A 12,678-nucleotide genomic window follows, 5' to 3' on the forward strand; every position below is an offset into this window, starting at 1 on the left:
TAGGTCAGGATTTCGGTTTTGGCGAGTGCCACAGCGCCATGCCGTTTTCCGGCACGCGCTTGAGGCAGCTGGCGAGCGGTTCGCCATCAGGGAAAATCAGCTCGGGGGCGATTTCCGCCAGCGGGTAGAGCATGAATTCGCGCTCTTTCAGGCCGTAATGCGGTACGGTCAGGCGATCGGTATGGATCACCTTGTCGCCGTACAGCATGATGTCCAAATCGAGCGTGCGCGGCCCCCAGCGTTCATCCTTGCGCACGCGCCCCTGATTGCGTTCAATCGCCTGGGTATGGTCGAGCAGCTGTTCGGGCGGCAACAGGGTATCCAGCGCCACCACCGCGTTGAGAAAGTCCGGCTGGTTTTGCGGCCCCAGCGGCTTGGTGCGGTAAAACGAAGAACAGGTGACCAGCCGGGTGCGCGGGAGATGCTCCAGCGCCTCCAGCGCGGCGTTAACCTGTTGCAGCGGCTGCGCCAGGTTGCTGCCCAGCGCGATATAAACGCGGATCATTATGCCCCTTCTTTACGCGGTGCCCGGCGACGAGGGCGGCGTTGACGCGCGCGGCGCGGCGCCGGATCGTCACCCAGGGTGCTCAGCATGGCTTTCTGCCGCGCCGGCGTGGCGTCCTGGAACTCACCCCACCACTCGGCCAGACGCAGCATCTCCTGATTGTCTTCCACTTCCGCACGCAGCGCCAGCAAATCATAGGCGGCGCGGAATTTCGGATGTTCCATCAGTTTGTGCGCGCGTTTGCCCTGACGGCGGGACAGGCGCAGCTGCAGCTGCCAGATATCGCGCACCAGCGTGGTGATGCGTTTCGGGATCGCCAGCGAGCGGCACTGCTCGTCGAGTACGTCGTTCATCGCCAGCGCGAAGGCGTCGTAGTACGCTAGGCCGCTTTCCTGCGCCAGCTTCTGCGCGTGCTCCAGCAGCGGGTACCACAGCATGGCGGCAAACAGGAAGGCTGGGTTGACGCGCATGTCGTTCTGCAGACGGTGATCGGTGTTCTTCAGCACCTGCGCCAGAATGCGCTCCATCGGCGTATCGTGGTTCGGCGTGAAGTTGCGGGCGATCAGCGGGAACAGCGGTTGGAACAGCTGGTATTCGCACAGCTTCAGGTAGGTCTGGAAACCGTAACCCGCCTGCAGCAGCTTGAGGGATTCTTCGAACAGGCGCGCCGGCGGGATCTCGTGCAGCAGCGAGGCCAGGCGCGGGATCGGCTCGGCGGTCTCTTCGCTGATGCGCATATCCAGCTTGGCGGCGAAGCGCACCGCGCGCAGCATGCGCACCGGATCTTCGCGGTAGCGGGTTTCTGGATCGCCAATCAGGCGGATCACGCCTTGCTTCAGATCGTTCAGGCCGCCGACGTAATCGCGCAGGGTGAAATCCGCCACGCCGTAGTACAGGCTGTTGATGGTGAAATCACGGCGCTGGGCGTCCTCCTCGATCGAACCGAAGATGTTGTCGCGCAGCAGCATGCCGTTTTGCGCCTGCTGAGACGAGTTCTTGTCGGATTCCTGATTCTGTTCGTGGTGACCGCGGAAGGTGGCCACTTCGATGATCTCCGGCCCGAACATCACGTGCGCCAAGCGGAAACGGCGGCCGACCAGGCGGCAGTTGCGGAACAGCTTGCGCACTTGCTCCGGCGTGGCGTTGGTGGTGATGTCGAAGTCTTTCGGCTTTTTGCCGAGCAACAGATCGCGCACCCCGCCGCCGACCAGATAGGCCTCGTAGCCGGACTTGTTCAGGCGATAAAGCACTTTCAGCGCATTTTCGCTGATGTCTTTACGGGAGATCGAGTGCTGTTCGCGCGGGATCACGGTCATCGAGTCGTTGCTCTCGGCGATAGGAAAAGGCGGACGCTTGCGCGGCGTTGAGCGGCGGGCAGGGGCGTTGCTGCCGTTATCGGCGGCGCGCGGCTGCGGCGCAGGGCGGCTTGGCGCCGCGGCACGCTCTTCGCGGACTACGTTTTTATCGCCGGCCGCCGCGTCGTCGCGGGGCAGCTTGTCATCGCGGGTCAGTACCTTACGACAGAAGTTGGCTACTCGGGTAAAAATGGTACACCTCGATAGTGACTGATAAAAATGGAGCTAACAAAAAATAGCGGCTAATCATAGCTCACCATGGCTCCTTTGAGAATGCCGGCGTGTTTTCATCCAGAGGGATAGCCTCCTGACGCGGCACGTTTTCCAACCGCCAGTGTTCGATCGCCCAGCTCAATAATAATGGCAGGTCAAGATCTTGCCAGCTTTCCGGCAGCGGTTGGCGCAGAAATTTCAGCGCGGCGATCAGCACCGGCCGCGGATCGCCAGCGGGCAATGCCGGCGCATGGTTTTGCTTCGACAGCTTGATGCCGTTGGCACCCAGCGCCAGCGGCAGATGCACATAAGTGGGCACCGGCGCCTGCAGCTGGCGGTAAAGGGCAATTTGGCGCACCGTCGGTTCGATCAGATCGGCGCCGCGGACAATCTCGGTCACGCCCTGAAAATGGTCGTCGATCACCACCGCCAGATTGTAAGCGAACAGCCCGTCGCGGCGGCGAATGATAAAGTCTTCCCCCGCCAGCGCCGGATCGGCGTGCAATTCTCCCTGCAGGCGATCGTGGAACCGGTAAACGGGGGCGGTCTGACGCAAGCGGATGGCGGCACCCTGCGGGCCGAGCTGCAAATCGCGGCAGTGGCCGTCGTACAATCCGCCGATGTGCTGGATGCGGCTGCGGGTGCAGGTGCAGTAATAGCTGAGCCCCTGGCGCTGCAACAGATCCAGCGCGGCGCGATAGGCATCGTGACGTTGGGATTGATAGATGACCTGGCCGTCCCAGTGAAGACCATAATGTTCCAGCGCGGACAGGATGCGAGCGGCGGCGCCGGGAACTTCACGCGGCGGGTCGATATCTTCGATGCGAACCAGCCACTGCCCGCGTTGGGCGCGAGCCTGAAGGTAGCTTCCCAGAGCGGCAATCAGCGAACCGAAATGCAGATCCCCGGAAGGCGATGGGGCAAAGCGCCCCACATAATGACTTTCTTGCATATCAGAGGGGAGAGGTTCCCTTTTCTCTGTGCGGCGCACGCAGGTGCGCACGCCGCAGCGGTAACAACGGTATTAGCCGGCCATCTGCTTTTCGCGGATCTCAGCCAGCGTCTTGCAGTCGATGCACAGATCGGCGGTCGGACGCGCTTCGAGGCGACGAATGCCGATCTCCACGCCACAAGATTCGCAGTAGCCGAAATCATCGTCTTCCACTTTCTTCAGCGTTTTCTCGATCTTTTTGATCAGTTTGCGTTCACGGTCACGGTTACGCAGTTCAAGGCTGAACTCTTCTTCCTGGGTAGCGCGGTCGGCCGGATCAGGGAAGTTGGCTGCCTCTTCTTGCATATGCGATACAGTACGGTCCACTTCGTCCCTGAGCTGGTTGCGCCACGCTTCAAGAATGCGCTTGAAATGCGACAACTGGGCGTCGTTCATGTACTCTTCGCCCGGCTTCTCTTGGTACGGCTCCACCCCAGCGATGGCGAGAATGCTCAAGGACGAGGTTTTACGGTTTTGCCCTTCTTGCATGTTGCTTCTCCTACATACACACGCACTATCGAATCCCCAATGCGGGGGAAAAACAGGCCGCTATAAATAACAGAAGGAAGGTAGGTTGGCAATTATTCCTGTCGCCCGCTTGACAATCGTGTGAAGGAGGGCGTATTTGGCGATCGTGCTGGCCGGTTGTCTATTTATAGGGACCCGACTGCGCTAATCGATAAAAAACGGCAGCTTATCGCAGAGATAAATACCGTCAGGTGATAATTTTGCCCCATAGCAAACCACTTCCACTCCCAACTGCCGGACCTGTGCCAACAGCGCCGCATAGCGCTCATCTATATGATGTGCCGGTGCGACCTGCTCAATACCGCTGTGTAACACGGCAAAGAACAACACCGCCCGTTGCCCGCTTTCAACCACGCTGAGCAACTCACGCAGGTGCTTTTGCCCTCTGAGCGTTACCGCATCAGGAAAGTAACCACGTTGTTGTTGCAGTAATGTGACTGACTTAACTTCAATATAGCAGTTAACCCGATTTTCTGCCTGTAATAACAAATCGATACGGCTGTTTTCACCGCCGTATTTCACTTCGCCACTAATTTTACTGTAACCGGATAATTCATTGATTAAATTGTGTTCAATCGCCTCGCGCACCAGCGCGTTGGCGCGCAGGGTGTTGACGCAGATCCAGTGTCCCTGTTGGGTATGGGTCAGCTCCCAGCTGTGGGCGTATTTACGTTTGGGGTTGTCCGAGGTGGAGTACCAAACGGTATCGCCGGGCGTGGCGCAGCCGGTCATGGCGCCGGTATTGGCGCAGTGCAGCGTAAAGGTTTCCCCTTCCGGGGTGATCACGTCCGCCAGAAAGCGCTTGTAACGTTTGATCAGCGTGGCGGAACGCAGCGGTGGAGAGAAAATCATGCGGATGCCTACTTGGCCAGCGGCCACTGTTCGAGGTGTTGATAACGGGTGCGGCCGTTTTCGAACACCGACTCATATAAGGAAAAGGCGTCGGCGCTGAACGCCCAGCCCGGCGTCGCCGGCGGGATGGCCACCGGCTGGGTGGCGGCGCGCAACAGCGTGATGTGCGGATGGAACGGCAGCGCGCTTTGGTGGCAGCCGCTGCGGGCGGCCTGCGAACGCAGCAGCTCGGCCAGCTGCAGCAGCCCGCGCGGTGCGCGGCGGGTGCCGAGCCAGACTACGCCGGGGCGCGGCCAATGGCCGAGATCGTCGAGCCGCATGCTGAAGCCGGGTTGAACGATGCGGCCGGCCAGTTTGCGCAGCGCCAGCTCTTTCTGCGCGGTGACCTCGCCAAGAAACGCCAGCGTCAGGTGCAAATTGGCCGCCGCCACCGGTCGGCCGGCCTCCGGCGCAAACGCCTCGGCGCGCCAGCGGATCACCTGCTGTTGCAGGGCATCAGGCAAAGACAGGGCGAAAAACAGGCGGCGCGAATTGGACATGGGGGCTCGGTAAATAATGACAAATCCGTCAGGAACAGGCTTGAATACGGTTTGCAACGGTCTCGCGCGAAGCGGGGCGCATGGATGAGCTCCGTACTATAGCTAACGACGCCGCAGTTTGAAAGGCTACGGGGGCAAAGCTAATGCTACACTGTACGCCGTTTAACGTTAACCACCACGGAGAGTTCAGTGTCTTCATTGCCCGTCAGCGCGGTGCTTGATGAGTTGCTGGCTGCGCTGCAGTCCGCTCCTCAGGTGCTGTTGCACGCCCCGACCGGCGCCGGTAAATCCACCTGGTTGCCGCTGCAGATCCTGGCTAAGGCCGGATTGCCGGGGCGCATTATCATGCTGGAGCCGCGGCGGCTGGCAGCGAAAAATGTCGCTTACCGCCTGGCACAGCAACTGGGGGAGGAGCCCGGCCAGACCGTGGGCTACCGCATGCGCGCCGAAAGTAAAAGCGGGCCGCAGACCCGGCTGGAAGTGGTGACGGAAGGCATTCTCACCCGCATGCTGCAGCAGGATGCCGAGCTGCAGGGCGTGTCGCTGGTGATCCTCGATGAATTTCACGAACGCAGTCTGCAGGCCGATTTGGCGCTGGCGCTGCTGCTCGACGTACAGCAAGGGCTACGCGACGATCTGAAACTGCTGATCATGTCGGCCACGCTGGACAACGTACGTATGACGCAGCTGCTGCCGCAGGCACCGGTGGTGGTGTCAGAGGGACGCAGCTTTCCGGTTGAACGTTTATATCAGCCGTTGGCCAGCCATCAGCGGCTGGAGGATGGCGTAGCGGCGGCGGTGAAGCGTCTGCTGGCCGAACAGCCGGGGTCTTTGCTGTTGTTCCTGCCGGGCGTAGCGGAGATCAATCGGGTGCTGGAGCGATTGACCGGCGAGGTGGCGAGCGATACCGATCTTTGCCCGCTGTATGGTGCCCTGCCTTTGGTGCAACAGCAAAAAGCGATTCAGCCGGCGGCACCTGGCCACCGCAAGGTGGTGCTGGCGACCAACATCGCCGAAACCAGCCTGACGATCGAGGGTATCCGGCTGGTGGTGGACAGCGGCCTGGAACGCGTGGCGCGTTACGACGTGCGCAACGGTTTGACGCGGCTGGCGACGCAGCGCATCAGTCAGGCCTCGATGGTGCAGCGCGCCGGGCGCGCCGGGCGCCTGGAGCCGGGCCTTTGCTGGCACCTGTTCGCCAAAGAGCAGGCGGAGCGTGCGGCCGAACATACCGAACCGGAAATTTTACAGAGCGATCTCACCGGCTTCTGGCTCGAATTGCTGCAATGGGGGTGCCATGATCCGGCGCAGCTGACCTGGCTTGATGCGCCTCCGACGGCGGCATTGGCAGCGGCCAGGGCACTGTTGCACCGGCTGGGAGCCACGGATGACGGCGGCAAACTTACCGCGCCGGGGCGCCAGATGGCCGCGCTGGGGTGCGAGCCGCGGCTGGCGGCGATGCTGGTCGCCGGGGCGGCACTGAGCGCCGACGGCCTGGCGACGGCGGCGTTGCTGGCGGCATTGCTGGAAGAACCGCCGCGCGGCGGGCAGATGGATATCGGCTACTGGCTGAGCCGCCCGCAACCGAACTGGCGGCAGCGCGCCGCGCAGTTGACCAAACGCCTGCCGCAACGTGCGGGGCAAGTCGACGTCGATCTGGCGCCGCGCCTGTTAGCGCAGGCGTTTACCGATCGCATCGCCCAGCGCCGTGGCCAGGACGGCCGCTACCTGCTGGCCAACGGCCTGGGCGCGGCGATGAACCAGGACGAGGCGCTGTCGCGCGCCCCCTGGCTTATCGTTCCCAGCCTGTTGCAGGGCCACAACAGCCCCGATGCGCGTATCCTGCTGGCGCTGCCGGTGGACATCGAAGCCCTGGCGGCGCAGCTGCCGGCGATCGTCACGCAGCGCACGGCGGTGGAATGGGATGAAGAGAAGGGCACGCTGCGCGCCTGGAAGCGCCAGCAGATCGGTCGTCTGACGCTGCGCGCTCAGCCGCTGGCCAAACCGGCGGACGAAGAGCTGCAGCAGGCGCTGCTCGACTGGGTGCGCGCACAGGGGTTGGCGGTGCTCAACTGGGAGGGGGCCGCTGAACAATTGCGGGTGCGCCTGCAGTGCGCGCAAGCCTGGCTGCCGGAGGCGGAGTGGCCGGCGATGGATGAAGAGCCGCTGCTGGCGGCGCTGGAGCAGTGGCTGTTGCCGTCGCTGAACGGCGTGCGCGATCTGCGCGGATTGAAGCAGGTCAACATCGCCGAGGCGCTGTCCCGTCTGCTGGACTGGCAGCAAAAGCAGCGGCTGGATAATGCGCTACCCACTCATTACACTGTGCCGACCGGCAGCCGCTTACCGATCCGTTATGAGGCCGGTAAACCGCCGGCGCTGGCGGTGCGTTTGCAGGAGGTGTTCGGCGAGCAGCGCAGCCCGATGTTGGCGGAGGGTCGCATCCCGGTGGTGCTTGAGTTACTCTCACCGGCGCACCGGCCGTTGCAAATCACCGGCGATCTGGCGGCCTTCTGGCAAGGCGCCTATCGCGAGGTGCAAAAAGAGATGAAGGGCCGCTACCCTAAACACGTTTGGCCGGACGATCCGGCCACGGCGGTACCGACGCGCCGAACGAAGAAATATCAGTAGGTCGCGATCATTTAAGGTTTGGAATTCAGATGTTTCTTCTGGTCAGCGCTGCGGCGTAGGCACAGATTAAGCGACTAATCATGGCCGGCAGTGTCGGCAAGCTCGGAGAACAACAGCCATGGCTGGGGATGACCGCGAGCCCATCGGGCGCAAAGGAAAACAACCAAAAAGCACCGCGTCGCGCAAGCCGCCGCGCCGTCGCCGAGACGACGATTATGACGATTACGAAGAAGACGAGTATGACGATGATGAGTATGAAGAGGAGGAGGAACGCATGCCGCGTAAGGTAAAAGCGACTCCGCCGCGTAAAAAACGCCGTTGGCTCGGCCTGTTTATCAAACTGATCCTGGTGATCGCCGTCTTGTTGGCAATCTATGGCGTCTACCTGGACTCGCAGATCCGCAGCCGCATCGACGGTAAAGTCTGGCAACTGCCGGCGGCGGTGTACGGCCGCATGGTCAACCTGGAACCGGGTATGCCGTACAGCAAGAAGGAGATGGTCAACCTGCTGGAAGGCATGCAGTATCGCCAGGTCAGCCGCATGACGCGCCCGGGCGAGTTTACCGTGCAGGCCAACAGCATCGAAATGCTGCGCCGCCCGTTCGACTTCCCGGATGGTAAAGAAGGGCAGATCCGTGCCCGCCTCGATTTCCAGAACAACCGTCTGGCGAAGATCGAAAACCTGGACAGCGGCCGTAGCTTCGGCTTCTTCCGCCTCGATCCGCGTCTTATCACCATGCTGCAGTCGCCGAACGGTGAACAGCGCCTGTTCGTGCCGCGTTCCGGTTTCCCGGATCTGTTGGTAGACACGCTGATCGCCACGGAAGACCGCCATTTCTATGAGCATGACGGCATCAGCCCGTACTCCATCGGCCGCGCGGTGCTGGCCAACCTGACCGCTGGCCGTGCGGTGCAGGGCGGCAGTACCCTGACGCAGCAACTGGTGAAGAACCTGTTCCTGACCAACGAGCGTTCGCTGTGGCGTAAGGCCAACGAAGCCTATATGGCGCTGTTGGTGGATTACCGTTACAGCAAAGACCGCATCCTGGAGCTGTATCTGAACGAGGTGTACCTCGGCCAGAGCGGTAGCGACCAGATCCGCGGCTTCCCGCTGGCCAGCCTGTATTACTTCGGCCGTCCGGTGGACGAGCTGAGCCTCGATCAGCAGGCGTTGCTGGTCGGCATGGTCAAGGGCGCGTCGCTGTATAACCCGTGGCGCAACCCGAAACTGGCGCTGGAGCGCCGCAACCTGGTGCTCAAACTGTTGCAGAACCAGGGCGTGATCGACGGCGAGCTGTATGACATGCTGAGCGCGCGTCCGCTGGGCGTGCAGCCGAAAGGCGGCGTCATTACGCCACAGCCGGCGTTTATGCAGATGGTGCGTCAGGAACTGCAAACCAAGCTGGGCGATAAGGTCAATGACCTGTCCGGCGTGAAGATCTTCACCACGCTGGATCCGGTGTCGCAAGACGCGGCGGAAAAAGCGGTCGAAGACGGCATCCCGGCGCTGCGCGCTGCGCGTCACCTGCAGGATCTGGAAGCGGCGATGGTGATCGTCGATCGCTTCAGCGGTGAAGTGCGCGCCATGGTCGGCGGCGCCAACCCGCAGTTCGCCGGCTTCAACCGCGCCATGCAGGCGCGCCGTCTGGTAGGCTCGCTGGCCAAGCCGCCGACGTACCTGACCGCGCTGTCCGAACCGGATAAATACCGCCTCAACACCTGGCTGGCGGATGCGCCGCTGTCGCTGAAACAGCCGAACGGCGCCGTCTGGCAGCCGAACAACTATGACCGTAAATTCCGCGGTCAGGTGATGCTGGTGGATGCGTTGGCCAACTCGCTGAACGTGCCGACGGTGAACCTCGGCCTGTCGGTCGGGCTGGATCAGATCAGCGCCACGCTGCAACGCCTGGGGATCCCGAAAGCGGAGATCAATCCGGTGCCTTCGATGCTGCTGGGGGCGATCGGCCTGACGCCGATGGAAGTCGCGCAGGAGTACCAGACCATCGCCAGCGGCGGTAACCGTGCGCCGCTGTCGGCGGTGCGTTCGGTGATCGCCGAAGACGGCACGGTGCTGTACCAGAGCTTCCCGCAGGCGGAGCGCATGGTGCCGGCGCAGGCCGCTTACCTGACGCTGTACGCGATGCAGCAGGGCGTGGCGCGCGGGACCTCCCGCTCGCTGTCGGTGAAGTTCCCGAACTACAACCTGGCGGCGAAAACCGGTACCACCAACGATCTGCGCGACAGCTGGTTCGCCGGCATCGACGGCAAGGAAGTGGCGATCGCCTGGGTGGGGCGCGACAACAACGGCCCGGCCAAGCTGACCGGCGCCAACGGCGCGTTGACCCTGTATCGCCGCTATCTGGAAAACCAGACGCCGCTGCCGCTGATGCTGCAGCCGCCGGAAGGCATAAACCAGATGAGCATCGACTCTGCCGGCAACTTTATCTGCGGCGGCGGCAGCTGGCGCACCATCCCGGTCTGGACCGACAATCCGCAGGGATTGTGCCAGGCCAGCCAGGCGGCGGTGCAGCAACAGCAGCAACCGGCGGCGGGTGAGCAAAAAGATGGCGATGGCGTCGCCGGCTGGATCAAGGATATGTTCGGTCAGTAATCGCTACCGGGGCGTCGGCCCCGGTGAAAATTTTTTCTTTGTTATTAGGCCCGTAACCTTGGTTGCGGGCTTTTTTGTTTTCCGCTCGTTTTATTTCCCTGTTAACTACATGGCTAAGCGCCTAATCCTTAACCTATTTGCCCTATGAATTCGGCTTGCAGTTTAATTTGGCTTCTGCATAAAATGCGACGCTTATAATAATTATTATCGTTTACATTCGTCATTTAATAATTCATCAGAGAAATAAATCATGCCGACCAAGCGTCTTTCATCATCCGCGGCCAAGCAGGGCCGTCTCCCCGTCAGCGCGTTAGCGATCACCGTCGCTGCGGCGTTAGGCACGCTGGCGATGCCGGCTTTTTCCGCCGACGCCAAGCCGGCCGCCAAGGAAGACACGATTACCGTTGTGGGCGGCAGCAATTCCGCCCAGCAGGAAAGCGCCTGGGGGCCGGTCGGCACCTATGTCGCCAAACGTAGCGCCACCGGCACCAAAACCGATACGCCGATCGAAAAGAACCCGCAGTCCGTTTCCGTGGTGACGCGTGAAGAGATGGACATGCGCCAGCCGGATACGGTGAAAAGTGCTCTGGCCTATGCGCCGGGCGTATTCGCCAGCCGCGGCAGCTCCACGACCTATGACGCGGTGGCAATCCGCGGCTTCCCGGCTACCAACACCACCCAGTATCTGGATGGCCTGCGGTTGCTGGGCGACAACTACAGCGAAGCGTCCATCGATCCTTATTTCCTCGAACGCGCCGAGCTGCTGCGCGGCCCGGTCTCGGTGCTGTACGGTAAAAGCAACCCGGGCGGTTTGGTCTCGATGGTCAGCAAGCGGCCAACCACCGAGCCGCTGCGCGAAATCCAGTTCAAAATGGGTACCGATAACCTGTTCCAGACCGGTTTCGATTTCAGCGACGCGCTGGACGATCAGGGCATCTATTCCTATCGCCTGACCGGCCTGGCGAAAGACAGCGATACGCAGCAGAACATGAGCAAAGAGAAGCGCTATGCGATCGCGCCGTCCTTTAGCTGGCGCCCGGATGACAAAACCAACTTCACGCTGCTGGCCAACATTCAAAACGATCCCTATACCGGTTATTACGGCTGGTTGCCGAAGCAGGGCACGCTGATCCCATTGCCGGACGGCAGCAAACTGCCGACCGATTTCAACGAAGGCGAAGCCAGCAACTATATGGCGCGCAAGCAGCGGATGATCGGGTACAGTTTCGAACACGCCTTCAACGATACCTGGGCGGTGCGCCAGAACCTGCGTTATATGCAGGTGGACACCGATATGAAGAGCATCTACGGATTCGGCTTATCATCACCGACGACGATCAATCGCGCTTACGTTCAGTCGAAAGAGCACCTGAACAATTTTGCGGTTGATACTCAGGCGCAGGCGAAGGTGAAAACCGGGGATATCGACCATACGCTGTTGTTTGGCGTAGATTATTCGCGTATGCGCAACGATATCAATTCCGACTATGGTTCCACAGACGGCCTGAGCATGACCCGGCCGCAGTATGGCAATGATGTGGTCAATATCAACTTCCCATACAAGTACTTGAACCGTCAGGAGCAAACCGGTTTGTATGTGCAGGAGCAAGGGGAGTGGAACCAGTGGCTGTTGACGCTGGGCGGGCGCTATGACTGGGCGAAAACGTCGGCCAATAACCGCGTTCTCGGGTACACCAACGAACGCTCCGATGGGCAATTTACTTGGCGCGGCGGATTGAATTACCTGTTCGACAACGGCGTGACGCCGTATTTCAGCTACAGCGAGTCGTTTGAACCGACCCTGGATACGTCAATCAATGGCCAGACCTTTAAGCCCTCGATCGGCAAGCAGTATGAAGCCGGCGTGAAATACGTGCCGAAGGATCGCCCAATCGTGCTGACCGGCGCGCTGTATCAGCTGACCAAGAACAACAACCTGACGCCGGATCCGGATAACGCGCAGTTCAGCGTGCAGAGCGGCGAGATCCGCTCACGCGGCGTGGAGCTGGAAGCCAAGGCGGCGTTGAATGCCAACGTCAACCTGATCGCCTCCTATACCTACACCGATGCGAAATACACCAAGGACAACACCTATCAGGGCAAACCGACCGTCGAAGTGCCGAAACACATGGCGTCGCTGTGGGCGGATTATACCTTCCACGAAACGGCGGTGAGCGGTTTGACGCTGGGTTCCGGTGTGCGTTACGTCGGCTCCAGCTCGAGCTTCAACAGCGATAACACCACCTTCAAGGTGCCGGACTACACGCTGGTGGACGCCACCATTAAATACGATCTGGCGCGCTTTGGCCTGCCGGGCTCGTCCGTGGGCGTCAACATCAACAACCTGTTCGACAAGACCTACGTGTCGAGCTGCTACCGCGACTACGCCTGCTACTGGGGCGCAGAACGCCAGGTGGTCGCCACCGCAACCTTCCGTTTCTAACCGGATAGCCGGG

The 12,678-nt window shown here is 61.2% G+C and carries 9 protein-coding genes; 3 read left to right on the top strand and 6 right to left on the bottom strand.

Features of this window, described 5'->3' with window-relative positions:
• Positions 1 to 4 precede the first annotated feature (4 nt).
• The 6 genes from folK to thpR all read right to left on the bottom strand — a co-directional run bounded on the left by folK (position 5) and on the right by thpR (position 4,983).
• On the bottom strand, positions 5 to 505 hold the full coding sequence (folK, locus tag WA302_RS17500; protein WP_025304224.1) for a 2-amino-4-hydroxy-6-hydroxymethyldihydropteridine diphosphokinase: 501 nt from the start codon (positions 503 to 505) through the stop codon (positions 5 to 7).
• Entirely contained in the window at positions 505 to 2,052 is a 1,548-nt protein-coding gene (gene pcnB / locus WA302_RS17505; protein ID WP_071826146.1) for a polynucleotide adenylyltransferase PcnB, read from the bottom strand. The genes folK and pcnB overlap by 1 nt, the downstream gene beginning before the upstream one ends.
• A 61-nt stretch (positions 2,053 to 2,113) precedes the next feature.
• The gene (gluQRS, locus tag WA302_RS17510; RefSeq protein WP_025304222.1) at positions 2,114 to 3,025 is read right to left on the bottom strand and encodes a tRNA glutamyl-Q(34) synthetase GluQRS; all 912 of its coding nucleotides are present in this window, start codon (positions 3,023 to 3,025) and stop codon (positions 2,114 to 2,116) included.
• A gap of 72 nt (positions 3,026 to 3,097) precedes the next feature.
• The gene (dksA, locus tag WA302_RS17515; protein WP_004937569.1) at positions 3,098 to 3,553 is read right to left on the bottom strand and encodes an RNA polymerase-binding protein DksA; all 456 of its coding nucleotides are present in this window, start codon (positions 3,551 to 3,553) and stop codon (positions 3,098 to 3,100) included.
• Between the two features lie 183 nt (positions 3,554 to 3,736).
• Positions 3,737 to 4,444, bottom strand: coding sequence for a DNA/RNA nuclease SfsA (gene sfsA, locus WA302_RS17520; protein WP_004937572.1), 708 nt, complete (start codon positions 4,442 to 4,444; stop codon positions 3,737 to 3,739).
• A gap of 8 nt (positions 4,445 to 4,452) precedes the next feature.
• Positions 4,453 to 4,983, bottom strand: a complete 531-nt coding sequence (thpR, locus tag WA302_RS17525) for an RNA 2',3'-cyclic phosphodiesterase (RefSeq protein ID WP_089181278.1) — start codon at positions 4,981 to 4,983, stop codon at positions 4,453 to 4,455.
• A 189-nt stretch (positions 4,984 to 5,172) separates the two neighbouring features.
• Between thpR and hrpB the strand changes: the two genes are divergently transcribed.
• The 3 genes from hrpB (at position 5,173) to fhuA (ending at position 12,665) form a co-directional block, all read left to right on the top strand.
• On the top strand, positions 5,173 to 7,611 hold the full coding sequence (gene hrpB / locus WA302_RS17530; protein ID WP_336064639.1) for an ATP-dependent helicase HrpB: 2,439 nt from the start codon (positions 5,173 to 5,175) through the stop codon (positions 7,609 to 7,611).
• A 118-nt stretch (positions 7,612 to 7,729) separates the two neighbouring features.
• Positions 7,730 to 10,222, top strand: a complete 2,493-nt coding sequence (mrcB, locus tag WA302_RS17535; RefSeq protein WP_025304218.1) for a bifunctional glycosyl transferase/transpeptidase — start codon at positions 7,730 to 7,732, stop codon at positions 10,220 to 10,222.
• 250 nt (positions 10,223 to 10,472) lie between these two features.
• The gene (fhuA, locus tag WA302_RS17540) at positions 10,473 to 12,665 is read left to right on the top strand and encodes a ferrichrome porin FhuA (RefSeq protein ID WP_043141280.1); all 2,193 of its coding nucleotides are present in this window, start codon (positions 10,473 to 10,475) and stop codon (positions 12,663 to 12,665) included.
• Positions 12,666 to 12,678: the final 13 nt, after the last annotated feature.

Source organism: Serratia sp. 201, assembly GCF_037027545.1.
GTDB lineage: Bacteria > Pseudomonadota > Gammaproteobacteria > Enterobacterales > Enterobacteriaceae > Serratia > Serratia bockelmannii.

What these genes read in the sequence shown, in the direction of transcription:
- mrcB (WP_025304218.1), top strand. Translation starts at nt 7,730, where the DNA reads ATGGCTGGGGATGACCGCGAGCCCATCGGGCGCAAAGGAAAACAACCA.
- folK (WP_025304224.1), bottom strand. Translation starts at nt 505, where the DNA reads ATGATCCGCGTTTATATCGCGCTGGGCAGCAACCTGGCGCAGCCGCTG.
- dksA (WP_004937569.1), bottom strand. Translation starts at nt 3,553, where the DNA reads ATGCAAGAAGGGCAAAACCGTAAAACCTCGTCCTTGAGCATTCTCGCC.
- gluQRS (WP_025304222.1), bottom strand. Translation starts at nt 3,025, where the DNA reads ATGCAAGAAAGTCATTATGTGGGGCGCTTTGCCCCATCGCCTTCCGGG.
- fhuA (WP_043141280.1), top strand. Translation starts at nt 10,473, where the DNA reads ATGCCGACCAAGCGTCTTTCATCATCCGCGGCCAAGCAGGGCCGTCTC.
- thpR (WP_089181278.1), bottom strand. Translation starts at nt 4,983, where the DNA reads ATGTCCAATTCGCGCCGCCTGTTTTTCGCCCTGTCTTTGCCTGATGCC.
- sfsA (WP_004937572.1), bottom strand. Translation starts at nt 4,444, where the DNA reads ATGATTTTCTCTCCACCGCTGCGTTCCGCCACGCTGATCAAACGTTAC.